This window comes from Microbacterium sp. LWH13-1.2, assembly GCF_038397735.1.
In the GTDB taxonomy this organism is placed as follows: Bacteria; Actinomycetota; Actinomycetes; order Actinomycetales; family Microbacteriaceae; genus Microbacterium.
Genome location: NZ_CP151635.1, coordinates 3,629,471 through 3,654,070 on the forward strand (window position 1 = coordinate 3,629,471; position 24,600 = coordinate 3,654,070).

Consider the following 24,600-nt stretch of genomic DNA (forward strand, 5'->3'; position numbering starts at 1 on the left):
ACCTGAGTTGAATTGATTTAGCAAAATGCTTGCAGCCCCCCATCCGCGATGCTAATCTCGGCGTGCTGAATCAATTCAGCACCTCCGCGCGGAGACTGCATCCCGCCTGCGGAGTCACTCACTCAGGAGAGAACATCGTGGTTGATCTCACTCGCAGGGCTCTGCTCGGCGCGATCGGTCTGGGCATCGTGGGTACCGTCGTCTCGTGGCCGAGACTCACCGGAGCCGACATCCCCGGCCGCGGCACAGACACTCTGACCGTCGCCCTCTTCGGCACTGCCCAGGACGCCGTGGCGCGTCAGGCGCTGGTCGACGGCTTCCAGCGCAAGCACCCCGGCATCGAGGTGCGCATCGTCGCCATCCAGGGTCAGGACTGGAGCGAGTACTTCGCGAAGATCCTCACGATGATCGCCGCGGGCACGCCGCCCGACGTCGTCACGGTCGCGACCGAGGGGGCGCAGCTCTTCGCATCGCGCCTCGCGCATCCTCTCGACGAGTATGTGCGCCGCGACGCGTCGGAGATGCAGGAGTACTTCGACGACGTGAACCCGACCCTCATCGAGGCGTTCATGTACCAGGGCAGCCTGTTCCAGATGCCCGACAACTTCAACGCGGCGAACGTCTTCTACAGCACCCAGGCCATGGAGCGCGCAGGGCTCGAACGCCCCGCCGACAACTGGACGCTCGAGGAGTTCCTCGGCACCGCCCGTGCGATGAAGAAGAGCGCGTCGGGTCAGTTCCTGCCCTACTTCTGGAACAACCGGCTGTGGGGCGGCGTCGTCCCCTGGCTGTACGTGAACAACACGAGCTTCCTCCGAGAGGAGAAGTCCGGAGGCGGTGACTGGTTCTGGGACCGCTTCTATCCGGACCAGCCTGCCCGCAGCGGAGGCTATGTGTGGAAGCAGGCCGACGCGCTCAACGAGCACGCGATCGAGAGCTTCTCGGTGCTCGAGCGCATGGTCTCGGAGGGCCTCGCCGCGAACCCCGCACAGGGTGGCGGAAACGAGCTGGTCTCCCTGTTCTCCACGGGGTCGGTCGGGATGACCCCCGCGGGAGGATTCTGGGTTCGCGGTCTCGAAGAGGCCGGCGTCGCCAATGACGCTTATGACGTCACCTACTTCCCGCGGATGTCGGGGCAGCGGCATCAGTTCGGCGCGGGCGGGTACGCGATCATGGAGACCTCTCCGCGCAAGGACGAGGCGTGGGAATGGCTCAAGTACTGCGTCTCGGTCGAGGGCATGAAGATCGCCCACCCGAAGCCCGACTCGTCGCTTCCGCGTCGCTCGCTCAACGCCGAACTGTACGGAGCCGGAGTGGGTCCCGCCCACTGGGAGGTCTTCTACGACACCCTCGACAAGTTCCCCGACACCGGCCCGATGCCGGCGCCTCCGCAGCAGGCCGCCGTCGAGTCGGCGCTGCTCAAGAACGTGGTGTCGACCATCACCAACGGCCCGTCCGGTGTGCGCCGGGGCCTGGAGACGATGCAGCGAGATCTCGAGATCGCGCTGGGAGGACGATGATGTCGGAGAGCACTCGAACCCTCACGGTCCCGCCGGGAGCACGCGCCGAGACCGGCACCGTCGCCCGCTCGGGCCGGTCCATCATCTGGGTCTTCCTGGCCCCCACGGTGATCGGCCTCGGGCTGTTCAACCTGGTCCCGATCGTCGGATCGTTCGTCCTGGCGTTCTTCCGCTGGGACATCATCTCGGACCCCGTGTTCGTCGGGCTCGACAACTTCGTCGACCTCGCAACCAATCCCACGGTGCGCGTGTCGTTCCTGAACACCATCGGCTTCGTCATCGTGGCGGTCATCCTGCAGCTCACGGTCGCGCTGGTGCTCGCCATCCTCGTCCAATCGAAGATGCCGACGTGGCTGCGGACCTTCTTCCGGTCGTCGCTGTTCTTCCCGCTGATCCTCTCGGCCGCATCCGTCTCGCTCATCATGGCGTACCTGTTCAACCAGGAGTTCGGGCTCGTGAACCAGACGCTCAACCTGATCGGCATCGCCGACGTCGGGTGGCTGACGACCGGTTTCGGGGCGAAGGTCGTGGTGCTGCTGGTCTACGTGTGGCAGAACTTCGGCTTCACGTTCCTGCTCTTCATCGGAGGTCTCGCTGCGATCCCGAGCGAGGTCTATGAGGCATCCTCGCTCGACGGCGCGGCCGGGTGGACGCAGTTCCGCATGATCACGCTGCCCCTCGTGAGCCCGACCCTGCTGGTCGCATCCGTCATGGCCATCATCAACGCGCTGCAGATCTTCGATCAGCCGTGGGTGCTCACCCGCGGCGGTCCCGGTGATGAGACCCGGACCGCCGTGATGGTGATCTACGAGTCCGCCTTCCGGGAGCTCGACTTCGGGGGCGCCTCCGCCATCGGAATCGTGCTGACGCTTCTCATCATGCTCGTCACGGCCATCCAGTTCCGGCTGAGCCGCCGATTCGTCTTCTACGGGTGAGGCCATCATGACTACGACAATCATCACGAAGCGCTCGTGGGCCCACAGCCTCGGCACAGGCGGAAAGTTCGTCATCCTCGGGCTGGCTGCGTTCCTCACTCTCGGACCGGTCGTCTGGACCCTCGTCACGGCGCTCTCGCCCACCGACAGCGTCACTCAGGAGGTCACCGTCGGCTTCGGAGCGTTCGCCGATGTCTTCACCAAGATCCCGCTCTGGCTGTACGCCTGGAACAGCGCGCTCGTGGTGATGCTCGTCGCGGCGGGGCAGATGCTCTCTGCGGCGATGGCGGGCTACGTCTTCGCCAAGTTCGAGTTCCGCAGCAAGAAGATCCTCTTCGCTCTGATCCTCGCGACCATGATGGTGCCGCTGCAGGTCACGATCGTGCCCGTGTTCATGCTCGTGAGGGGCATGGGGCTCGCCGACACGCTCCTGGCGCTCATCGTGCCCGCCCTGCCCACCGCGTTCGGCACGTTCCTGATGCGGCAGTACTTCATGGGGATCCCGACGGAACTGGGCGAAGCCGCGCAGCTCGACGGCGCAGGGCCCTGGCGCACGTTCTTCGGCGTCTACCTGCCGCTGGCGACGCCGGCACTCGCGATCGTCGGCATCCTCGCCTTCAACTATCACTGGAACGAGTTCTTCCGGCCGCTCATCATGACGATCAGCGACCAGAACTTCACCCTGCCATTGGGACTCGTGACGCTGCAGGGCAACCTCGGCACCGGCAGCATCTCGACGGTGCTCGCCGGCGTGATCCTCTCGATGATCCCTGCGCTCCTGGTGTTCTTCTTCGGGCAGAAGCCTCTGCGCGAAGGACTCACAGCGGGCGTCGGCAAGTGACGCACGCCCCCATCAAGGAGAAAGACGACTGCCCGGTGACCCCCACTGACCTTCCCCCGGTCCGCACCACGAGCCCGCGCATGCACTTCGCCCCGCGCAACAACTGGATGAACGATCCGAACGGTCTCGTCTTCCATGACGGCCTGTACCACCTGTACTTCCAGTACAACCCGCAGGGCGTCGAACACGCCAACCTCAGCTGGGGTCATGCGACGAGCACCGATCTGCTGCGATGGACCGAGCACGACCCGGCGATCCTCTGCGATGACGACGCGCAGATCTTCTCGGGCTCCGTCGTGGTCGATCACGGCAATACGTCCGGCTTCGCCACCGACCAGGATCCGGCGCTGGTGGCGCTCTACACGGCCGCGGCGCCGGGGCATCAGGCGCAGGCGCTCGCGTACAGCACCGACGGCGGGTACGTCTGGACGAAGTACTCGGGCAACCCCGTGCTCGACCGCGGCACGAGCGACTTCCGCGACCCGAAGGTGTTCCGCTACGACGACGGAGGAGACGGGTACTGGGTGATGGTCGCGGTCGAGGCACAGGACCGCCAGGTGCTGTTCCACCGCTCCGACGATCTCAAGACCTGGACCTACCTGTCGTCCTACGGTCCGGCGGGGCCGGTCGGCGGTGTGTGGGAGTGCCCCGACATGTTCCCGCTCGCGGTCGACGGCGATGACGACGACGTGCGCTGGGTGCTGCTGATCAGCCTCAACCCCGGGGGTATCGCGGGTGGTTCAGGCACGCACTACGTCGTGGGCGATTTCGACGGCACGACGTTCCGCGCCTCCGTTCCCCACCCCACTCCGACGCGTGCGCTGCTGAGAGACGGGAGTCAGTCGCGCGACGAGTTGGAACGCTACGGCTGGATCGACTTCGGACCCGACTGCTATGCCGGGGTCACGTTCGACGGCCTCTCGCGCAACGAGCGGACGCTCATCGCCTGGATGGACAACTGGAAGTATGCCGGTCGCATCCCGACCGACGATTCCGATGAACACCGCAGCGCGATGACTCTTCCCCGACGCCTCTCGCTCGTACGCGATCGGGACGGAGCGATACGACTCCGGCAGCATCCGGTGATGGATCTCGAGGCGCCGGAGACATCGGACCTGGGCTCGCTCACCGAGGGTGCCGCGCTCGTCGCGGACGCGTCGGATGCCGTGCGGATCCGGGTCTCGGCGCTGTTCGGGGAGGCGCAGAGCGTTGAGCTGCGCATCGGATCAGAGGCGGAAGGCGGCGCGGTCGTGGTCCGGCAGGACCATGCCGGTTCCCGCATCGAGCTCGACCGTCCGGAGGCGGGGATGCCGGACGGATTCCGGAGTTCGCCCTCCGCTCCTCTCGCCCGGGGCGACGAGATCGACTGGGAGATCTGGATCGATGCACTCAACGAACGGGTGTCATCACTCGAGCTCTTCGCCGAAGACGGGGAGAGGGTGCTCACCGCACTGATCCCCGCGTCGTCGTGCACCTTCGCGCTCGCCGCGGTCGGCGGCCGGCTCCTCCAGGCACGAGCGGACGTCGTGGAGATGCGGTGGTGACCGCTCCGCGCTGTCTCGTGGTCGGCGAGGCTCTCGTCGACGTCGTCGACGGCATGGCGCACCCGGGCGGCTCACCGCTGAACATCGCCGTCGGCCTCGCCAGACTCGGACTCTCGACGAGCCTTCTCACCCGGATCGGAGACGACGCGCACGGACGGCTGCTCGAAGAGCATCTGGTCCGAGAGGGAGTCGGGGTGCCGCTGGTGAGCATCCGACCAGGGACGAGGACTTCCCGTGCGATCGCCGTGATCGGAGCTGACGGCTCGGCCGCCTACGACTTCGACATCGAGTGGGAGCTGTCCGCGCGCGCCGCGATCGTCGAGGCTGCTGATGCCGAGATCGTTCACGTCGGATCGATCGGTGCGGCACTCGAGCCGGGAGCCACGGCCGTGCGGGCGATGCTCGCCACTATCCCTCGCGGGATCCTGCGCACATACGACCCGAACATCCGGCCGGCGCTGCTCGGACCGCGAGACGCCGCCGTGTCGCGCATCGAGTCGATCATGGCCGCATCCCACATCGTGAAGCTGAGCGATGAGGATGCCGACTGGCTCTACCCCGGTCGCACCGTCGATGATGTGCTCGCGCATGTGCTCGGCCTCGGAGCCAGGCTGGCCGTCGTCACGAGAGGAGGCGAGGGCTGCGTCACCGCGATCGCCGGCGCGGGAGAACCGGTGACGAGGCGTGCGTCGCCTGCGACCGTGGTCGACACGATCGGTGCCGGCGACGCGTTCATGTCCGGTCTCGTCTATGGGATCGTCTCGTCCGGCCTCGTCCCGGCGCTCACGGCCGCGATCTTCGCTCCCGACGCCGATGTCCCGAGCATGCTGGATCAGGCGACGGGAACGGCCCTCGCCAGTGCGGCGATCGCGGTGTCTCGTGCCGGGGCGGCGCCTCCACGCGCCGAGGACCTGGCGCGCTGGCCGAAGTCAGGAGGAAGCGCACCCCGTCTCGACTCTGCGCCCGCATCGGAGCGCATTCGCGTCGGGTGATCGCGATCGGAGGTGACACGCGTCGCTCGACTCCGGGATACTCGGCGAAGTGCGGGGTGCCGTCACGGAGCAGGGGTGCGACAATCGATGCAATCCGGGATGCCGTCGGCGTCGAACAACTCTCGGACATCGAGCCCGTCGACGATGCGGATGCTCACGGAGTCGAGAGGATGCCATGGGACTCGCCACGACACTCAAGCGGATCGAACTCGAGACGCGACCGATACATCCCGAGACCAGACGTGCTCTCGCCATCCGCTGGTCAGAGTTGCCCGAGCACGCGAAGACACCGAATCAGCTGCTCGGTCGTTGTGCGGTGGGATGTGAGGGAACCCATGGTGTCTTCCCGAAGTGCAACCTCACGTGCTCGCCCTGCTACCACTCGGCGGACGCCAACAAGGTGCGCATCGACGGTGACCACACGATCCAGAACGTCGAGCGTCAGATGTCGTATCTGCGTCAGGTGCGGGGGCCGCGAGCGCATGCGCAGCTGATCGGCGGTGAGGTCAGTCTGCTCTCGGCGGAGGATCATGCCCAGGCGCTTCTCGCCATGCGCGCGGTCGGACGCGAGCCGATGTCGATGACCCACGGCGACTTCGAGTACGACTATCTGCTCGATGTCGTGCTCGACCAGGATCGCAAGCCGAGGTTCGACAAGGTGTCCTTCGCCGCACACTTCGACTCGCTGATGCGAGGTCGCAAGGGTGCGGTCCGCCCACACAGTGAAGCCGAGCTCAATCCGTTCCGCGAGAAGTTCGCGCAGATGTTCATCGACCTCAAGCGCGATCACGGAGTCGACAGCTACCTCGCGCACAACATGACCGTGACGCCGTCCAATGTCGACGAGGTCGAGCAGGTCACCCGCGACGTGCTCGACATGCCGTTCGACATGATGTCCTTCCAGCCGGCCGCGTTCATCGGCGACGACCGGCGCTGGCGCGAGGACTTCGGCGAGGTCACCATCGACGCCGTGTGGGAGCGGATCGAGGCGGGTGCCGGCCACAAGCTGCCCTGGCAGGCGACCCAGTTCGGCGACCCGCGATGCAACCGCTCCACGGTCGGCGTGCGGGTCGGCGGCGGGTTCGCGGCGTTGCTCGACCCCGACGATCCGAAGGACATCGCGGCACGCGACCGGTTCCTCGATCACTTCGGTGGAATGATCTTCGGCGGGATCCCGAAGCCTGTGCTCGTCGTGAAGGTGGTCCGTGCCGTCGCCGGCCACCCGGGTGACATCCCTCCTCTCATCGGCCTCGCCCGACGCGTGCTCCGCCGTGCGGGCGGACTGCGTCGCGTGCTGCGCGAGGCACGTCGGGGCAAGGTGTCCTTCAAGACCTTCGTGGTGCACAACTTCATGGACGCCGAGCAGGTCGACCCGGCGTGGAAGCTCATGGAACAGGGCATCGTCGCCGATGATCCGCTGCTGAAGGAGACTCAGGAGCGCCTCGGTTCGTGCATGTACGCGATGGCGCATCCGGAGGACGGACGCCTGGTTCCGGCGTGCGTGCAGCACTCCGTGCTCGACCCGATCGAGAACGTCGAACTGCGGCGTCTGCTGCCGATCCCCTCGATCCGCGACGGTGTCGAACCCCAGGTCGTCTCACGGCCCTCGGGGCTCACGGGCGTCAGGGAGACCGGCGCAGCTCGCTCCGCCTCTCGCTGATCCGTGCGGCTCGTGGTGGCAGATCCGCTGCCTCGGGTGGCCGGATCAGTCGGCGACGACGTGCACGGCGGTCGTCGGCAGCATCACACGTATCCGATCGCCGAGCTGGCATCGCTGCGTCGGCGGCGCCTCCGCGTGCAGCAGGGCCTCGCCGCAGCGGACGGTGATCTCGGAGCGCGCGCCGGTCACCCGGATCGACTCGACCACACCTGCGATCGAACCGGTATCCGCGGGTCCGACGCCGCCGTCGAGGACCGCCACATCCTCCTGCCGGATCACGAGCGTCCCTGACCCTGTCGGTGTGTCCAGCGGCACCGGAACTGCTCCGAGCGCGCTGTGATGTCTGCCGTTCCGCACCTCGCCCGGCACCGCATTTCGACCGCCCATGATCTGCGATGCCCGCAGGTTCTGGGGGCGTCTGTACGCGTCGAGCACCGTGCCTTCGTGCAGGAGCACGCCGTGCTCGAGAAGGGCGATGCGATCCGAGGCTCGAGCCGCCTCGTCTCGGTCGTGGGTGACGAGCACGATCGTGGGCGAGACCGCCTGCCGCACGGAGTCGAGCAGGTCGTGCATGTCGCTGCGGAGAGCGGGGTCGAGTGCGCTGAACGGTTCGTCGAGCAGGAGCACAGACGGTTCGGCAGCGAGGGCCCTGGCGATCGCGACCCGCTGCTCCTGTCCGCCGGACAGCTCGCCGACCCGCCGATCCCCGAAGCCCTGCAGCTGCACCATCTCGAGGTACTCGCTGGCGCGAGAGCGCGCGGCCCGGCGGTTCATCCCGGAGACCCGGTCGGAGAACGCGACGTTGTCGAGGATCGTGAGGTGGGGGAACAGCAGCGAACGCTGGAAGACCATCCCGACTCCGCGGTGTTCTGCCACGACGTCCGCGACATCCGTTCCGCCGATGCGGACTGCTCCGGCATCCGGCGACTCCAGCCCCGCGATGACCCGCAGCAGGGTGCTCTTTCCCGAGCCGCTGGGGCCGAGAACCGCCGTGCATGTCCCTGCGGCCACGGTGAGCGAGAACCCGCGCAGCGCCGGGGTGGGCGAGCCGGGGAATCTCTTGTCGAGTCCGTCGAGGACGAGGTCGGCGCTCACGCGGATGCTCCTGAGGTCGTGGGGTGGGAAGACGAGGTGGAAGACGCGATGTTCGGGGCGGCGGATGACAGGCGGCGCCTTCCGGCGGTGGCTCGGCCGGATCCGCGCACCGCCAGCACGGCGATGAGCAGCAGCACCGGGGGGACGACCGCTCCGAGCGACATGACGGCGACGGCGGCATCGTTGCCGAGGCCGGCGGCGGCTCCTGCCACGATCAGCGGAAGGGTGACGAGTTCGCCTCCGCCGACGATGACCGTCACGATGTAGTCGCTCCAGGCGACGAGGAACGCGAGGAACGCGGCGCGAGCGAGCGCAGGAGAGATCATCGGCAGATGCACGCGTCTGAGCACCTGCGCGCGGGAGGCGCCGAGCAGTCGCGCCTCCTCTTCGTATGAGAGGTCGTAGGCTCCGTAGGCTGTGCGCATCACGAACGTCGTATAGGGCAGTGCAAGGACCACGAGCACCAGGACCACTCCGATGACGGGAGGGACGTACGCCCTCAAAAGCAGGACGTTGACGCCGAGGACCGCAGCGAACGGCGGCAGGGCGATGGGCGCCAGCAGCAGTGCCGAGATCGTGCGAGGGAAGGGGACGGTGCCGAAGGTCAGCGCCCGCGCGGCGAGGGCGCCCAGCGGTGTGGAGATCGCGGCGACGACCAGCCCGAGCAGCACCGACCGAGCGAATCCCGGAAGCAGCCCGAAGCCCAGCGCATCCTCGATGCCCTGGACTCCCCAGGCTGTGGGCAGCGGCGACGGGAACGACCAGCCGTCGGCGAACGCCCAGAGCGCGAGAGGAAGGAAGGGCAGGGTGAACCAGACGATCAGCAGTGCGGTGATGGCGAGACGGATGACGCGGCCGGGGCCGCGAGGGGTGGTGAGGGTGCTCGACGTCATCCGGTCACCGCCAGACAGCCGTGCGTCGCAGCGCAGCGAAGGTGAGTGCCACGACAGCGAGCGAGATCGCGCAGGTGACGAGCGCGACCGCGGCCGCTTCGGGACGAGATGCCAGCGAGACGCCCTGGAACAACCGGACGGCCAGCACGGGCAGAGGCTCGGGATAGGTGCGGCCGAGCAGCCAGGTCACTTCGTACGATCCGAGCGCGTAGACGAAGCTGATCGCCGCGCAGATGACGATGGTCGGCGCGGTCAAGGGTAGCAGGACGTGACGGAAGCGGCGCCACCGACCTGCCCCGAGCAGCGCGGCCGTCTCGTCGTAGGTGGCGATGCGGGTCGCGAGGGTGCCGGTGACCACGAGCGCGACGAACGCCGACTCCTTCCAGGCGAACTCGGCGATGGCCGCACCCCACAGGGGGCCGCCGACCCACGGCGCCCACACTTCGGGTGGGATGCCGAGCAGCCGCGGAAGCACTCCCGCGTCCGCGAGCAGGAGTCCGATGGTCGCGGCTCCGATGAGGTGAGGCACGGTCACGGTCGTCGCACCGAGGGCGGCGAGCAGTCGACTCCCTGCGCGTCCGGAGGCGATGACGACCGCGGCGCCGGTGCCGACGACGACCGCGATGACCGTCGACACCGCCGCGACGGCGATCGACACCGCGGTCGCGGCCGCGAGGTCGTCGGGATGGGCGAGGAACGCGTCGACGCCGGGAGTCACGGGCCCGGCGACCGGCATCAGGCCGAGTGCCTGGAACACTGTCGCGCCGATCCCGCCGCCCACGACGAGCAGGATCACGGCGGCCGCAGGGAGCACCAGCAACGCGCCGCTCAGGAGCTGACGAGCGCTCCCGCGGCGGCGCGCCACCGGCGCGAAGCTCATCGGCCGAGCACGCCGGTTCGCCAGCCCTCGTCGAGGGCGGGGACCCACTCTGCGGAGAGTTCGCCGTGCGCGTTCTCCGACAGCACCTCGTACCCGGGAACGACAGGCGATTCCGGGAGCGTGTCGAACAGGGCGCGGTCGGCATCCGAGAGGCCATCGATGTCGAGAACCGTGAACTGTCCCCACACATCGGGCTGCGCCTTCGCCACCTGCTGCTCGACCGAGAGCGCGACGTTCGCGACGACCATCGCGCCCGCGATCGAGTCGGAGTTCGCGGGCAGTCCGAGGAAGCTCGCGTTGCCCACGGTGCCGTCCTCGAGAGGCAGCACAGTGGTTCCCGGCGGGTAGGTGCCGTCGGCCACGAGATCGGTGAGCGTCGCCGGCCCATACGTCATCGTGATGTCGATCTGCCGGTCGGCGAAGAGCTGTCCGAGCTCGGCCTCGTTCGCCGGGTAGGTGTCGCCGCCACGCCACAGACTCGGGGCCAGGTCATCGAGCCGCTCGTAGAGGGCAGGGCTCAGTTCGTCGAATGCCTCGTCCGAGTACGCCGCGGGCACCTCGTCGGCGCCGCCCGAGACGCTCGCCAGCACCTCGCGAACGAACACCGAGCCGGTGAAGTCCGGCGGGGCGGGGTAGGTGAAGCGTCCGGGATGGGCTTCGGCCCAGTCGAGCACCCCGGCGAGAGTCGTCGGCGGGTCGGGGATCGCCTCGGCGTTGTAGGCGAGCGTGAACTGCGCTTTGTGCCACGGGGCCTCGCAACCGTCGACGGGCGTGCCGAAGTCCGACTGCAGCAGCGGGTCTTCGGGATCGGTGGCAGCCATCGACGGCAGCAGGTCGGTCCAGCCGCACAGCCAGGCATCGGCCTCCTTGCCGGTGCGGAAGTTGTCGCCGTTGACCCAGATGAGGTCGACAGTGCCGTCTTCGCGGCCGGCCTGGATCTCGGTGAACACCCTGTTCAGTGCATCTCCCGTATCGGTCACGGGCACGCGCTCGAGCGTCACTCCGTACTCCGCCACGGCCGGGGCGAGGATGTCGTCGACATAGGCGTTGCCCTGGTCGTCGCCGCCGTACATCCACAGCTGCACGGTCTGACCCTCGGCATCCTCGAGCACGGCATCCCAGTCGTCGTAGGTCGTCGACGCGCTGCTCTCGGGTGCCGCGCAGGCCGTGAGGGCGAGCAGCGGCACGGCGAGAGCGAGGGCTGCAGTTCTCCGAGGTCGTCGTGCGATGCTGCTCATCAGGGGTTCCTCGCTTCGGAATCGGTGTATCGGCATATCGCGCCGGGCTAGGGTATAGGAGTCGGGGAGGATGCTGTGGACGCTGGTGATTCGCGTGTCAGAGACGCCCCCTCGAAGCGGTCGGCGATCGTCCGCCTCGTGCTTCTCCTTCTGTTCGTCGCCCTCGTCGGAACGGTTGGGTATTTCCTCGCTCCGAGCGATATCGACGTGGTCAGAGAGTGGGCCGCAGGCCTCGGACCGGGCGGCGCGCTGCTCTTCGTGGCGGGGTATGCCGCCCTCACACTGACACCCGTGCCGAAGAATCTGCTCACGATCGCGGCGGGTCTCGTGTGGGGCTTCTGGCTCGCGCTCGTGCTCGTCTACGTCGGAGCCCTTCTGGGCGCCGCCGCATCGTTCGTGATCGGTCGAGCGCTCGGCAGGGAAGCCGTCGAGCGGCTCACCGGAGCTCGGGTCGCGCGCCTCGACGCCGCGCTGGCGCACCGCGGATTCCTCGCGGTGCTCGGGGCGCGGCTGGTGCCGATCATCCCGTTCACGCTCATCAACTACGGCGCCGGCCTGACGGCGGTGCGACGCCGCGACTACGCGCTGGGCACGGCCATCGGCATCCTGCCCGGGTCTGCCGCCTACGTGGCGCTGGGCGCGTTCGGGCTCGAGCTCGGGCCGCCCTTCTGGGTGGCGGTGGCCGTGCTGGGTGTGCTCATCCTCGGCGGCGTCGTGACAGCGGCGATCCTGCGCCGCCGGAACGGCGACCGCTCGTCGTCGGCGCAGAAGGCCGAAGGCGGTCTCGATGCTTGACCGTTCTCTGCGGGCCGTGCTCGCCAGACCACTGGAGGCGACAGCGGCGGCCCTGGACCGACCCGGGATCACGCCCGATCGGCTGACGGTGCTCGGGCTCGTGCTCGGCGTCGCTTCCGCTGTGACGGCAGGATTCCAGCTGTGGGGGGCCGCTCTCGTGCTGTGGCTCGTCTCCCGCATCGCCGACGGGCTCGACGGGACCCTCGCCCGACGTCGCGGACGGTTGGCGGAGTCGCAGGGGCGGGAGTCCGCGCCCTCGCATGCGGGCGGATTCCTCGACATCACCGCCGACTTCGTCGTCTACGGCGCCACGGTCGTCGGCGTCGCCTTCGGCGCCACGTCGCAGTTCGACGCCCCGTGGTGGCCGTTCCTCGTCGTGCTCCTGGTCTATTACGTGAACGGCACGGCCTTCCTCGCCTTCTCCTCGATCGCCGAGCGCACTGGGCGCACGATCGACGACGGACGCTCACTGTCGTTCCTCGGCCGGATCGCCGAGGGCACCGAGACCATCGCGGTGCACGCGCTGTGGCTCATCCTGCCGTTCTGGGCATGGCAGATCGCGTTGCTGTGGGCGCTCTTCGTCGCCGTGAGCGCCGTGCAGCGCATCATCGTCGGCTATCGCAGCCTGCGCTGAGTCGGGTCGGGCAGGCTCAGGCGCGGCGGCGGTGGCGACGGGCGAGAAGGCGGATGCCCAATGCGACGAGCCCGCCGCGGAGGCCGCGCTGCGCCTCTTTCACGACGGCGTTCCACCCGGCGTCGGAGTAGCTCGGGTAGGCGTGCATCGTCGTGGCCAGCGTGCGCACGTTCAGGCCGGTCTTCACCGCCACGGTGTACTCCGCGAGCGATTCGCCTGCCCGCGGCCCGACGATCGCGGCGCCGACGACCCGGCCTCGCCGATCGACCACGATGCTCGTGAAGCCGTCGGTGTGTCTGTCGGCGATCGCCCGATCGAGATGAGCGTGGGAATGCACGATCACACGCATCCCTCGTGCGCGAGCAGCATCCGGCGTGATGCCCACCGCCCCGACCTCGGGCGAGGTGAATGTGATGCGGGGAACGACATCGACGTCGGCCTTGCGGCCGAGCCCGAGCACCGCGTTCGTCGCGGCGACGCTGCCGTACATGCCGGCCGTGTGCGTGAATCTCGGCAGCGGGGTGACGTCGCCGGCGGCACGGATGCGGGGGTTCGACGTGCGCAGAGCGGAGTCGACGTCGACGGCTCCGTGTGGGTCGAGCCGCACAGCCGCTGCCGGCAACCCCAGACCCGCGGCTTCGACGCGACGCCCGAGAGCGGCGAGCGCTCGATCGAATGCGACCTGCGTGCCGTCGCTCAGTGTCGCGGTTCCTGACGGGGAGGGATCATCGTCGGAGCCGGGGGACTCGAAGGCGCGCACGGTCGTGCCGAGACGCACGTCGACGCCGTCCGCGCGCAGGGCGGCGAGGATGACAGCGCTCGCCGCGGCATCCTCCTTCGGCAGCAGTCGATCGCCCCGGTGCACCAGCGTGACCGCGCTGCCGAGACGCGCCATCGCCTGCGCGAGCTCGCAGCCGATCGCGCCGCCGCCCTGCACGAGCAGACGCCGGGGCAGCTCGTCGAGGTCCCAGAACGTCTCGTTCGTGAGCACGTCTATTGCAGCCTCGCCCTCGACCGACGTGCGCACCGGCATGCTTCCCGCCGCGATCAGCGCGTCGCGGAAGCCGATGCGCTCGTCGTCGACGACGACGGATCGAGGGCCGTCGAACCGCGCGCGTCCGGTGAGGGTGTGCACGCCGTCCCGGTTCAGCGTCTCGGGGGAATCCACCGGCTCGATCTCGCGGATCGCGGAGTGCACGTGCCGCATGACCGCTGAGAAGTCGATGTCGACCTCGGTTGAGCGCACGCCCAGGTCCGTGCTGCTGCGTGCGGCGTGAGCGGCGGCGGCCGAGGCGATGAGCGCCTTCGACGGGACGCATCCGGTGTGCAGGCACTCTCCGCCGAAGCGGTGGGCCTCGATCAGCAGCACGCTCGCACCGAGCGCGACGGCGGTGCGGGCCCCGACGAGCCCGGCGCTGCCGGCCCCGATGACGACCAGATCCCACGTGCGTGCGCCGGCTTCGCGGGCCGAGAGGGCACGCGCGGGTCTGCGAGAAGGAGTGCTCATGCCTGAAGCCTAGAGTGGACCCGGAGGCGGGAGGCCGGATGGCTGCACTGATGCGGCGGTACAGCGCGGGTGCGCGCTGGTACGACGCGCTCTCGGGTGAGCGCCTGGTGTATCGGGCCGGGCGGCAGGCGGGGATCTCGCTGCTCGCGCCGGGATCCGGCGACGTCGTCATCGATCTCGGATGCGGGACCGGCCTGAACTTCGCACCCCTGCTCGCGGCGACGGGCCCGTCGGGCAGCGTGATCGGCATCGACCGCAGCCCCGAGATGCTCGACATGGCCCAGCGGCGGATCGACCGGGAGGGGTGGGGAGACCGCGTTCGCCTGATCCGGACGGATGCCGCAGAGCTGCAACCGGAGACGGTGGCCCCGGCCGTCGCCGACCTGCGCGGCCCCGGTGACGGACGCGCGGATGCTCTGCTCGCGACGTACTCGCTCAGTGTGATCGCCGAGCGCGAGGAGGCGTGGCGTCGTGCGCGAGCGTGTCTGCGCCCCGGCGCGCGTGCGTGCGTCGTCGACATGCAGCCACCGCACGGCTTCTGGAGCGTGCTGTCACCATTGGCGCGGCTCGCGTGCGCGACCGGGGGAGCCGACATCGTGGCGCGACCATGGCGGATGCTCGAGCGAGATGCCGTCGATTCCTCGCCTGTGCGCCGGGTCGAGCGCAAGGGCGGTCATCTCGTCGCGGTCGTTGCGACGGTCGACGGCGGTTCGCCGCTCTGACCTGACCGAGGGGTGACCGGAGCGCCGTGCGGTCGGTGCCCGACCGCACGGCGCTCGTGAGTCACGGGACGATGACCGCGCGGCCGCGGATGCTGTTCGCGGCGAGGTCCTCGTACGCCTTCGGGCCGTCGTCGAGGGAGTAGGTCTCGGTCTGGACGTGGATCTTGCCGGCGCGAGCGAGGTCGAGCACCTCGATCAGCTCGGAGCGTGAGCCCCAGTACGGGATGCGCACGGCAGCGTCGTAGGCGATCGCACCGAAACCGAGACTCATCGTCCCGCCGCCGATGCCGACGATCGTGACGTCGGAGTCGAGCGCCGCCACGCTCTGCGCGAGGGCCATGGTCGGGTTGGCTCCGACGAAGTCGAACACCGCGTTCGCGCCGAGGCCGCCGGTGATCTCACGGATCTTCTCGGCGGCGGACGCGTCGCTGATCAGCACGTGATCGGCACCCACCTCGGTGGCGAGGGCGAGCTTGGTGTCGTTCACGTCGAGCGCGATGACGGTGGCGCCCGAGATCGCCTTCAGGATCTGGATGCCGACGTGGCCGAGGCCGCCGGTGCCGATGACCACCGCGAAGGTGCCTGCACCGAGCTTCGGGAGTGAGCGCTTGATCGCGTGGTACGGGGTGAGGCCGGCATCCGTCAGCGAGACGTTCTGCACGGGGTCGAGGTCGCCGAGCGGCACGAGGTGGCGGGCGTCGTCGACGATCATGTACTCCGCCATCGAGCCCTGGCTGCCGAGACCGGGAGGGCGGATGCCCTCAGCGGCGGCGTTCGTGCAGTAGTTCTCCATGCCCTGTGAGCAGTTGTGGCAGCGTCCGCAGCCCCACGGTCCGTAGACCGCGACGGCGTCTCCGACCTTCAGCGTCGAGTCGACGCCCTCACCGATCTCGTGCACGATGCCCGCGCCTTCATGACCGAGCGTCAGCGGCAGCGGGTAGCTCTGCTCGAGGTAGTCCTTCTCGGGGAGGCCCATGACGTAGTCGTCGGAGTGGCAGACGCCGCCCGCTGTGACCTTGAGCAGAACCTGGCCCGGCCCCGGCTTCGGAATCGGGATGTCGACGACGACGGGGGGCTTGCCGATCTCGACGTAACGGAGAGCTTTCATGTGATTCTTCTTCCTGGCGCACGAGCGGTCTGCCGCGCGGTGCGGAAGGCGGGAGCGCTCGGAGCCGTCTCTCCAATTATCCGCCCGCAGGAAGAGGCGGCGTTTCGTCTCGTCGGCGATCCCGGCTACGGTGGTCGGGTGAGTTCACCCGAAGCATCCACTGTCGAGCTGCCGGCACGCCGGTAGCTCACCACCTCGACATCGCCCCATCTGAGCGGGCGCTCTCCGCGATCTCGATCGCGTCTGTGTGAGTTCCGATGTGCTGGTCCGCCGTGACCGTCGCACCTCATCGAAAGACTCACCATGCCCTTTGTCATCGTCCTGCTCGCCGTCGCGGTCTTCGCGCAGGGAACATCAGAATTCATGCTCGCCGGGCTGCTGCCCGCGATTGCGAGCGACCTCGCGGTCAGCATCCCGCAGGCGGGGCTGCTGACCTCAGCCTTTGCCCTGGGGATGATCGTGGGGGCTCCGCTCATGGCCATCGTCGGCCGCCGGTGGTCCCCTCGGCTCGCACTGTCGGCCTTCCTCCTCGTCTTCATCGCCATGCACGTTCTGGGAGCGTCGACAGACGACTTCGGTGTGCTTTTCGTCACCCGGATGGTTGCGGCGATCACCAATGCCGGCTTCCTCGCCGTCACTCTCTCGACGGTCTCAGCCCTCGTGCCGGCTGACCGCACCGCCCGAGCGCTCTCGGTCATTCTCGGCGGAACGACTCTGGCGCTGATAGCGGGAGTCCCCGCCGGCGCGGCTGTCGGGGCTCTGCTGGATTGGCGTGCAGCCCTCTGGGGAGTCGCCGTCATCTCGGTGCCCGCCCTCGTCGCAGTGCTCCTCGCGACTCCCACGCGATCGATCGGCACCAAGCGTTCCACGACGCTCAAGGACGAGCTCGGGTCGTTGCGTCGTCCAGCGCTGCTCGTACCTCTCGGACTGGGGGCCCTGGTCAATGGTGCGACATTCTGTGCCTTCACCTACCTCGCTCCGGTCGTCACCGAGTCTGCGGGCCTGCCGGACGCAGCAGTTCCCGCCGCGCTGGTGATATTCGGTGTCGGATCATCTGTCGGAGTGTGGGTGGCTGGACGGTACGGCGATCGCCACGCGGCCCGCATCCTCACAGTCGGCGGAGTGGCCCTGCTGATCGGTTGGGGAGCATTTGCGACACTGTCGGCGATCCCCGTCGCACTGTTCGCGTTCGCCTTCGTCCAGGGCGCGCTCTCCTTCGCGGTCGGGAGCACGCTCATCGCGTCGTCGATCCGGGCTGCAGCGAATGCTCCGACGATGTCGGGATCGTTCGCGACAGCGTCACTCAATGTCGGTGCCGCCGCGGGTCCGGCCCTCGGTGGGATGGCCTATGCGACAGCCGCCGGCGCAACCGGGCCGCTGCTGGTCAGCGCAGCACTGCTCTGTGCTGCGGTTTTGGCGTTCACAGCCATGAGGGGCCTCGCGAAGCGAGATGACCTCCGAGATGACCGGTCGGGCGAAATGTCAGAATCGCGATGAAATCGGACTAAGTCCGATGTAAAGCGAGAATCAGGTTTTCCCGCCGCTCGTGTGCCCCGGTGTTGAGATCATACGAGCGGGGTCTGACATTCACTATCGTGACCTTCCCCGGAGCTTCTGCGGCTCTCGCCCAAACGTCGTGACAGGTGCCGACTCGAAGTCGGCCGGTTCAACGCCCATCGAGGCTCTCCGGTTCATCGCCAGTCGCTCTCGTTCTCCGGCTGTGGTCCGGCGGCGTACATCTCGGTGATCCCATCGAGCATGCCTCCCAGGAGCTCGAACTCGGTGTCTAGGATGGCGACTAAGTCGAGGAAGTCGAGAGTCTCCTGGATGTCGGGCATCTGCCCGGAGTAGGGGAAGGAGGTTCCTGTGCCGTCCGCTTCGTGCAGAAGAAGCAGCAGCTCCTTGATCGACTCTCGAAACGGCTCATCCGTTTCCAGGGCGTTGTAGTGACCTATCAACTCGTTCGTCTAAGCGTCAAGGTTGTGACCCAGGATGCGAGACGTTCGAAGCCGCTGCTCGATTTTCGCTGACGCAAGGTCCGGGTTGCCCGACTCATGAAAGCGCCGACGCAATGACGCGAATTCTCGGATCATGGCCCTCAGCCGGAGTTCGAACGCCTGCCGATAGAGCGTCAAGGATGGTAGAAGCATGGTGTCATCGATCGGCTCCCCTCTGAAGGGCCCGGCAGGGCGCCCGGCAGCCTGCTGGAAGCTCGCCGCGAGGAGCGCATCGTCCTGGTAGGGATAGCGGAAGATCAAGCGGTCGTACCGGTTGCCGGGAGCCTTAAAGAATAGGGACGTGGGCTCGCTCTTGCCGCTCTTGCCGCTCTTGCGCATCCTCGATCGTCGCATCGCGTACGTGGTCGGCGCCACCCTAGAAGCAGAACTGCACAGTCGCATGCGCTCTGGCAGCAGCGATCGCCTACTCCTACTTTTTGATCCGGTAGCCCAGTTTTCTTGCGGCTTTCGCTAGGTAGATGTTTGCACTCGAGGAGTCCAGGCGAGTGTGCACCAACGGAAGTAGAGGAGGGGCGGCTCCGGTTCCGGGGGAAGTGCTTCCGGTTCGGTGCGAGAGACGTGAAGGCCCATGACAACGAGTCCCTGTGGGAGAGGCGGCGCTCGTCGCCGTCAGCGTGAGCATCCTGCGGCGTTCCATTGTGTTACTCCAGTTGAGATGACGGAGTGATGCGTGTGGCGCGGGGTCAACGAGTACTGGCGTTAGTGCACGTCGATTAGCCTGTGGTTGGTGGGAAGTGGGGTGGGTTGGTGCCGGCTTCGCGTGATACCGCAAGGGCACGCCGGAGTGGGCTCCGGAGGCTGGGCGGTGGACGCTCCGTTGGCGACCATTCTCAGGGCGTCCGCGGACCGTTTGCCCGGTTCCGCGGCGTAGCTCTGCACGGTGACCCCGCTCGGCGGGACGCTCGAGTGCCTCGTAGCTCGGTTCAAGATCGCCGACGACGGGGCGGTGACGTCGCTTGACAATCTTGAGGTGGAAGCGGACCCGGGGTGCCCACAGAAACCGACCGAAAGCGATCGTTTTCGGCGCACGCCAGTCGCGCGCGCTGATGAGGCTGCCAGTAACGTGCTTCGGAACGCAAATACCGCGGGGGCTTTCGGCACGGCCGTCATCGGGGATCATCTGACGAGATCAGCTACTCGGCTGGGCGCGTAAGGGCGCGCAGTGCTGCCCGGTTCGTTGGGTATAGACGATCGGCAGTGACTATGTCGAACTTGTTGAGCCGTCGCACGATTTCCGGCCGGGGGCGACTGTAGGAGAGAACTATGCTTCTGTCTTCGAGCCATCGCACGAGCGCAGTCAGGAACTCGGCGCCGGTGACGTCGATATCCGTCACGGCTTCGAGGTCCAAGACGACGTGTCGTACGTCTGGGGTTGTCGTCACAGCGCGCTTGACGGCCTCGGAGAACACAGCTCCGTTAGCGAAGAACAGCGGAGCCGCGAGGCGGATGACCACGACGCCTGGCGCGGTGTCCTGCCCAGGCGGTGCCGCAGCGAGCAGAGAGGAATCCGGATTGTCGTTTCCGCTGAGCACGTCGATCGCGGGGTAGGACGCTCGTTTGGCGAGGTTGACGAGCGCGAGCACGAAGGCGACCACTATGCCAGCGATAGCGCCCGCTAGGACCGTGACTAGGAAGCAACTGACGCCGATCAGAAACTCGAATCGGTCCTGTTGCCAGAGTGCCCGGAACTCGCGAAGTCCGAGGAGCGGCACGACGGCGACTGCGACGATAGCCCCGATGGCCGGCGAGGGGATCTGCTCGAGCAATGCGGTGCCGAACAGCAGGAGAGCGAGAGTGCCGATAGCCGTGACCATGGTTGGCAGCTGCGTACGGGAACCAGCTTGATCCATCGCGGCAGTCCTCGATGTGGAGGAACCGATCGAGAAGCCGCCGCTGGCGCCGGCAGCGATGTTTCCCAGGCCGAAGGCTAGGAGGTCTCGGTTGGGGCGCGTTTCATAGCCGTTCTTCTCGCCATAGCTGCGGGCGATCAGCAGCCCCTCCGCCATCGCGACCATGGTCAACGCGATCCCGGACGGGATCAACGCCAGCCAGGTCACCCAATCCAGAACGGGCCAGGTCAGCTCGGGAGGACCGGCTTCTACGCGCCCCAGGACCGCGACTCCCAGCTTCTCGAGCCCGCTGGTCGAAACGGCGATTGTTGAGGCGACGAGCACTACCAGCGCCCAGGGGGCGGCCCGAGCGGCACGTCTTCCGATAAGCAGAAGGGCGACGGAGGAGCCGGAGATCAGGAGGGACCATCCGTTCGATGCCGGAAGACCGGTGATGAGGCCGAGAAGCTTGTCGACGAATTCTCCACCGGAGTCGATCTTCACCCCGAGCATCTTGGCAAGTTGGCTGATGAGAATGTCCAACGCCAGTCCGCCGACGAACCCGATGAGGATGGGTTTCGACAGGAAGTTCGCAAGGAAGCCGAGCTTCAGGAACGAAGCGAGTACGAAGAGTACGCCGCAGATGATTGCTTGAGCGAGAGCCATGGAGATGTAACTCGCGGAGCCGGCGACGGCGAGGCCGCCGATCGAGGATGCCACCAGAGCGGCTGCGGCTGCGTCTGGCGAGGCGACGACTTGTCGGGAGGACACCGTCAGCGCATAGATGATCGCTGGAAGGATGAGCGCGTACAGCCCTGCCGTCGGGGGGAGCCCCGCAATCTGGGCGTAACCGATGTTGAGTGGGACGGCGATGGCCAAAAGAGTCACGCCTGCCAGTGCTTCGGAGGGTGCGTTTCGCCAGGTGAGGCCGCGCAGCGGTCGCCACATCGACGGTTCCCTTTCGTTCGAGCCAAACACGTCGGCGAGGAAGTGTGTGGCGGGTGTTGTGAGGAATGCCCTAGTGGAGGAGCGCCTTCAAGATGACGAACACGACGCCGAAGGATGCGGTGCCCAGGGCGCCCAGGATTCTGACGAGCTGGGAGCTCCCGCGGTGAAGGAAGGCGACATAGCCCAGGAACGCCAGGATCGCGACGCCGGACCACAGCGCAGCATCGTTGGCTACGTCGTCGGAGATGGCTCGTGTTGTACCCGCAAGAAGAATAGCCGCGGGGACGGCCGCAGAACTTAACATGCCCATTGAGTGCCTCACGGATGCCGTGAACGCGGCCTTGATACCCACCCGGTGTCCTTGCCGCGGGGCGATGTGATCAGAGAGACGCGCGACGGTTCCGGCGTACACATGTGCTCCCCAGAAGACCAGCACCGTCACCGCTACGGTCGCCAGCACGACGAGTGATGTCTCTCCGTGCGCGGAGGATACGGCCACGAGGCCACTCACCAGGATCGTGCCGTAGACCGCCGCTTCCGTGCCGAACCCGGACCGCAGAGCCTGATGGACGCGAAGGATGTTGCGATCCGCAGGATTTGCGCCTCCGTTCAAGACGGCGCGGGCGTTGGAGTTACCGGGCATGCCCCGCTTTGACGACCGCAGGCGGGAACCACCGGCCATCGAGAGCTTCCGGGGCTGGGGCGTACAGCCGCATATTGATCCCGAGCGGACCCAGCGGCGCGGGGAGCCAGTTGGCTTGCCGGTCAGGGCCGGGATTGGTGTGCTGGATGTACAGATCGAGCGAACCGTCGCTGTTGTAGTTGAGAGTGTCGCGGTCGCCGATCGCGAACCGATTCAGCTCGTTCGCTGTCTGGAAGCCTTCGGCGTCGTACATCGTCACCGACCAGAAGGCGGCAACGGGTGGCAGCTGATCGGCGGCGAAATGGAGGATGTAGTCCGTCTCTCCCACGACCGGATCGCCATCGGCGTCGTGCACCAGGAGCGGGTATATCGCGTCCTCTGGCGGGTTAGCCCCGAGTCCGGCAAGCGTTACCCCGGCACGGTGAAGGTAGTCGTTGCCGTAGACGCCGATGGTGTCGGAGAAGTTCGTCCAGCCGTTGGTCTCGGTGCCCAGGACAGGAACTGAGGCGACTAGTTGGGCCAGTGCTTCGCTCGCGCCGCCTTCGATGTCGGCCAGCTGGTCGCCGCTGAATCGACCGGCGTCGAACTGTTCGCCGGGCACTATGCCCAGCTGAGCGATACGGGCGAGGATCGAGAAGTCCGTTGCATGTGGCGGAACGAACTGCAGAGTTCTGGCGGCGTAGTTGAAGAACTCGATCGCGCTCATTCGATTGACGATGATGAGCGCCTCGGTGTCCGTGTCGACGGCAGGGTCGATGCGCGGCAGCGGGCGCGGTATGAGCGGCGTGATGGACATGCCGTCCTGCACCTCGGCGACTGCGTCGTAGTCGGCGGGGCCGTTGGTCTGAATTCGACCGATGATCCAGACGATGGGAGTCGGTGCGTGAATGACGGGCACTCCTGAGGGGAGGTCTCCTGAATACCCTGGCCCGACGATGACGTGGTCTTGAGCAGCGGTCCCCGTGGTGCGCTTACCGACCGTGGCGAACACGTCGGTCCACATGTCGAGCATCGGAAGCATGTAGTACCGGTCCTGCGTGTCGGGAGCGTGCAGCAGCACAGGGCCGTCGGTGAGGTCGAGCCAGGCGTTGGCATAGAGAGTGTCGAAGTTAGGTCGCACCACTGCGCGGTAATCGGCGGGCGGGAACGTGCGCAGATGGTGGAACGCGTTCGCGGGTCCGAAGCCCGGACGGGCATCGGCTTCAAGATTCGTAGCCTGCTGATGGCTGACCTCCATCGTCACCAGGGGATAGAGGTAGATGTACGCCTCGCGGCTCAGGGTGCGAAGGTCATTCGCCAGTACTGACATGTTCAGATCCGATCCTCGCGGACATGCTCCGCGAAACGTTGACCGTGCTGTCGACTCAGGCTGCCGGTCGCAGACGGGTGCTGCTTCTCTGAGGGGCGCGGATCACGCGATCCGCTTGATGGGCGGTAGAACCACGCCTCGGCGAAGTGCTTCAGGCTTGGGTGAGTAGATCCTGAGCATCGGCTGGAACTCTCCTGCGGGTGCAGGGAGCCAGTTCGACTCCCGTTCACTGCCCGGGGAATCATGCTGAATCAGGATCTCCAGCGAGCCGTCCTCTGCGTAGACGAGCGGGTCACGGTCCCCGATCGCGAACCGATCGATGGGGTTCGGTACCTGGAAACCCTCGGCGTCGTACATGGTCAAAGACCAGAAGGCATCGGCTGCCGGGATCTCATCTGCCGCAAAATGAAGTACGTAGTCACGTCGCCCGGTCAAGAGTTCGCCGGATTCGTCGGTGGCGGTGCCTGGATAGAGGGCATCCTCCGGAAGGTTGCACCCCAGGCCCCCGAGCGCGACCATCGCCCGACGGCGGTAGTCAGTGCCATAGGTGCCGCCTTGGATCGTCATCCACCCGCCTCGCCAGACGCCGAGAGATCCGTCACTGGTGGCCGCGAGAATATCGTGCAGTGCTTCCGTGCCGGCGGCATCGATCGCTTCACGCGAGGCTTCGTCGTCAGGAGAGAAGCTCTGTCCGACGACCAGACCGATGCTGCGCATCCGTTCCAGGATGGGCCCGTCATTGGGGTGCGGAGGGTGTACCTTCAGCAGCTCGGCGCCGTATGCGAGCAGTTCGGAGCCACTCATCGCATTCACCTGATGCAGCGGCGGCGTCGCGTCATCCACCGACGGATCAACGGCAGAATCGTTCGGCCACGAGAACGATGAACCCCACCGACTCAGGGGGATTGTGCTCAATCCGTCCTGGATCGAGTGCACCGTCGGCAGGTCATCGACGCCGTTGCACTGTATGCGGCCCATCACCCAGACGATCGGTGTCGGCGCGATCAACAGGTCTACTCCTGGGGGCAGTGCGCCGGACCAGCCCGGGGCCGCGATAGCAAAGGAACGTTCCGCTCCGTAGGTGGTGCGCGTTCCAGGAACAGCGAACACATCGGTCCACATGTCGAGGATGGGGGTCAAGTAGAAGCGGCCACGGGAGTCGGGGACCGTGAGAACGATTGGCTCGTCTCGAAGATCGAGCCATGCGAAGGAGTAGAGAGTGTCGAAATTGAAGCGGACCACGTCTCGTGCGTCCGCATCCGGATACGCGCGGAAGTGTGCGAACTGGTTCGTCGGCGCCCTCATGGGCTCGACATCCGCGGCAGTCACGTTGGTTGCCTGCCGGAAGGTGGCATCCATCGTCACCAGCGGGTAGAGGTACTGATAGGCGTCGAATGCGATGGCCTGGACATGAGGTCGGGCGGTCATGGTTCGAGAATGCTCTTCTTGCCTCACGACGTCTAGTGCTCTCATCCGCGGCGAATGAGGA

Annotated in this window: 22 protein-coding genes; 10 read left to right on the plus strand and 12 right to left on the minus strand. The window is 67.0% G+C overall.

Annotated elements, in window-relative coordinates:
- Nucleotides 1–137 precede the first annotated feature (137 nt).
- The 6 genes from MRBLWH13_RS17555 (at nucleotide 138) to MRBLWH13_RS17580 (ending at nucleotide 7,492) form a co-directional block, all read left to right on the plus strand.
- On the plus strand, nucleotides 138–1,520 hold the full coding sequence (locus MRBLWH13_RS17555) for a sugar ABC transporter substrate-binding protein (RefSeq protein WP_341956191.1): 1,383 nt from the start codon (nucleotides 138–140) through the stop codon (nucleotides 1,518–1,520).
- Nucleotides 1,520–2,455 carry a sugar ABC transporter permease gene (locus MRBLWH13_RS17560; RefSeq protein ID WP_341956192.1) on the plus strand — a complete coding sequence of 312 codons (936 nt, stop codon included), beginning with the start codon at nucleotides 1,520–1,522 and terminating at the stop codon, nucleotides 2,453–2,455. The genes MRBLWH13_RS17555 and MRBLWH13_RS17560 overlap by 1 nt, the downstream gene beginning before the upstream one ends.
- 7 nt (nucleotides 2,456–2,462) lie before the next feature.
- On the plus strand, nucleotides 2,463–3,296 hold the full coding sequence (locus tag MRBLWH13_RS17565; RefSeq protein ID WP_055876214.1) for a carbohydrate ABC transporter permease: 834 nt from the start codon (nucleotides 2,463–2,465) through the stop codon (nucleotides 3,294–3,296).
- A 35-nt stretch (nucleotides 3,297–3,331) separates the two neighbouring features.
- Nucleotides 3,332–4,840, plus strand: a complete 1,509-nt coding sequence (locus tag MRBLWH13_RS17570; protein WP_341956193.1) for a glycoside hydrolase family 32 protein — start codon at nucleotides 3,332–3,334, stop codon at nucleotides 4,838–4,840.
- The gene (locus MRBLWH13_RS17575) at nucleotides 4,837–5,832 is read left to right on the plus strand and encodes a carbohydrate kinase (protein ID WP_341956194.1); all 996 of its coding nucleotides are present in this window, start codon (nucleotides 4,837–4,839) and stop codon (nucleotides 5,830–5,832) included. The genes MRBLWH13_RS17570 and MRBLWH13_RS17575 overlap by 4 nt, the downstream gene beginning before the upstream one ends.
- Before the next feature lie 175 nt (nucleotides 5,833–6,007).
- Nucleotides 6,008–7,492 carry a hypothetical protein gene (locus MRBLWH13_RS17580; protein ID WP_341956195.1) on the plus strand — a complete coding sequence of 495 codons (1,485 nt, stop codon included), beginning with the start codon at nucleotides 6,008–6,010 and terminating at the stop codon, nucleotides 7,490–7,492.
- A gap of 45 nt (nucleotides 7,493–7,537) precedes the next feature.
- Here MRBLWH13_RS17580 and MRBLWH13_RS17585 read toward each other — a convergent pair whose 3' ends face one another.
- From MRBLWH13_RS17585 to MRBLWH13_RS17600, 4 genes are read right to left on the minus strand one after another with little or no spacing between them, the layout of a single operon-like run.
- Nucleotides 7,538–8,587: an ABC transporter ATP-binding protein gene (locus tag MRBLWH13_RS17585; RefSeq protein ID WP_341956196.1), complete on the minus strand. Its 1,050-nt coding sequence runs from the start codon at nucleotides 8,585–8,587 to the stop codon at nucleotides 7,538–7,540.
- Complete coding sequence (locus MRBLWH13_RS17590) at nucleotides 8,584–9,480, minus strand: ABC transporter permease subunit (protein ID WP_341956197.1); 897 nt, start codon at nucleotides 9,478–9,480, stop codon at nucleotides 8,584–8,586. Before MRBLWH13_RS17590 ends, MRBLWH13_RS17585 begins: the two co-directional genes overlap by 4 nt.
- Nucleotides 9,481–9,484: 4 nt before the next feature.
- On the minus strand, nucleotides 9,485–10,360 hold the full coding sequence (locus MRBLWH13_RS17595; protein ID WP_341956198.1) for an ABC transporter permease subunit: 876 nt from the start codon (nucleotides 10,358–10,360) through the stop codon (nucleotides 9,485–9,487).
- Complete coding sequence (locus tag MRBLWH13_RS17600) at nucleotides 10,357–11,598, minus strand: ABC transporter substrate-binding protein (protein ID WP_341956199.1); 1,242 nt, start codon at nucleotides 11,596–11,598, stop codon at nucleotides 10,357–10,359. The genes MRBLWH13_RS17595 and MRBLWH13_RS17600 overlap by 4 nt, the downstream gene beginning before the upstream one ends.
- A gap of 138 nt (nucleotides 11,599–11,736) precedes the next feature.
- Between MRBLWH13_RS17600 and MRBLWH13_RS17605 the strand changes: the two genes are divergently transcribed.
- Entirely contained in the window at nucleotides 11,737–12,393 is a 657-nt protein-coding gene (locus MRBLWH13_RS17605; protein WP_341956200.1) for a TVP38/TMEM64 family protein, read from the plus strand.
- Nucleotides 12,386–13,027: a CDP-alcohol phosphatidyltransferase family protein gene (locus MRBLWH13_RS17610; protein ID WP_341956201.1), complete on the plus strand. Its 642-nt coding sequence runs from the start codon at nucleotides 12,386–12,388 to the stop codon at nucleotides 13,025–13,027. Before MRBLWH13_RS17605 ends, MRBLWH13_RS17610 begins: the two co-directional genes overlap by 8 nt.
- A 16-nt stretch (nucleotides 13,028–13,043) precedes the next feature.
- Here MRBLWH13_RS17610 and MRBLWH13_RS17615 read toward each other — a convergent pair whose 3' ends face one another.
- On the minus strand, nucleotides 13,044–14,534 hold the full coding sequence (locus tag MRBLWH13_RS17615) for an FAD-dependent oxidoreductase (protein ID WP_341956202.1): 1,491 nt from the start codon (nucleotides 14,532–14,534) through the stop codon (nucleotides 13,044–13,046).
- Nucleotides 14,535–14,572: 38 nt separating this feature from the next.
- On the opposite strand from MRBLWH13_RS17615, the gene MRBLWH13_RS17620 reads away from it, so the two are divergent.
- Nucleotides 14,573–15,256, plus strand: a complete 684-nt coding sequence (locus MRBLWH13_RS17620) for a methyltransferase (protein ID WP_341956203.1) — start codon at nucleotides 14,573–14,575, stop codon at nucleotides 15,254–15,256.
- A gap of 61 nt (nucleotides 15,257–15,317) precedes the next feature.
- Here MRBLWH13_RS17620 and MRBLWH13_RS17625 read toward each other — a convergent pair whose 3' ends face one another.
- Nucleotides 15,318–16,364, minus strand: a complete 1,047-nt coding sequence (locus MRBLWH13_RS17625) for an NAD(P)-dependent alcohol dehydrogenase (protein ID WP_341956204.1) — start codon at nucleotides 16,362–16,364, stop codon at nucleotides 15,318–15,320.
- Nucleotides 16,365–16,667: 303 nt separating this feature from the next.
- Between MRBLWH13_RS17625 and MRBLWH13_RS17630 the strand changes: the two genes are divergently transcribed.
- On the plus strand, nucleotides 16,668–17,861 hold the full coding sequence (locus MRBLWH13_RS17630; protein WP_341956205.1) for a Cmx/CmrA family chloramphenicol efflux MFS transporter: 1,194 nt from the start codon (nucleotides 16,668–16,670) through the stop codon (nucleotides 17,859–17,861).
- 194 nt (nucleotides 17,862–18,055) lie between these two features.
- Here MRBLWH13_RS17630 and MRBLWH13_RS17635 read toward each other — a convergent pair whose 3' ends face one another.
- From MRBLWH13_RS17635 to MRBLWH13_RS17660, 6 genes are all read right to left on the minus strand, one after another.
- Nucleotides 18,056–18,322, minus strand: a complete 267-nt coding sequence (locus tag MRBLWH13_RS17635; RefSeq protein WP_341956206.1) for a hypothetical protein — start codon at nucleotides 18,320–18,322, stop codon at nucleotides 18,056–18,058.
- A 9-nt stretch (nucleotides 18,323–18,331) separates the two neighbouring features.
- The gene (locus MRBLWH13_RS17640) at nucleotides 18,332–18,700 is read right to left on the minus strand and encodes a hypothetical protein (RefSeq protein ID WP_341956207.1); all 369 of its coding nucleotides are present in this window, start codon (nucleotides 18,698–18,700) and stop codon (nucleotides 18,332–18,334) included.
- An 815-nt stretch (nucleotides 18,701–19,515) separates the two neighbouring features.
- A complete protein-coding gene (locus tag MRBLWH13_RS17645) occupies nucleotides 19,516–21,099 on the minus strand; it encodes a SulP family inorganic anion transporter (protein WP_341956208.1) in 1,584 nt (527 codons plus the stop codon).
- Nucleotides 21,100–21,229: 130 nt separating this feature from the next.
- On the minus strand, nucleotides 21,230–21,802 hold the full coding sequence (locus MRBLWH13_RS17650; protein WP_341956209.1) for a hypothetical protein: 573 nt from the start codon (nucleotides 21,800–21,802) through the stop codon (nucleotides 21,230–21,232).
- Nucleotides 21,792–23,111, minus strand: coding sequence for a DUF1254 domain-containing protein (locus tag MRBLWH13_RS17655; RefSeq protein WP_341956210.1), 1,320 nt, complete (start codon nucleotides 23,109–23,111; stop codon nucleotides 21,792–21,794). Before MRBLWH13_RS17655 ends, MRBLWH13_RS17650 begins: the two co-directional genes overlap by 11 nt.
- Before the next feature lie 102 nt (nucleotides 23,112–23,213).
- A complete protein-coding gene (locus MRBLWH13_RS17660; protein WP_341956211.1) occupies nucleotides 23,214–24,539 on the minus strand; it encodes a DUF1254 domain-containing protein in 1,326 nt (441 codons plus the stop codon).
- Nucleotides 24,540–24,600 lie beyond the last annotated feature (61 nt).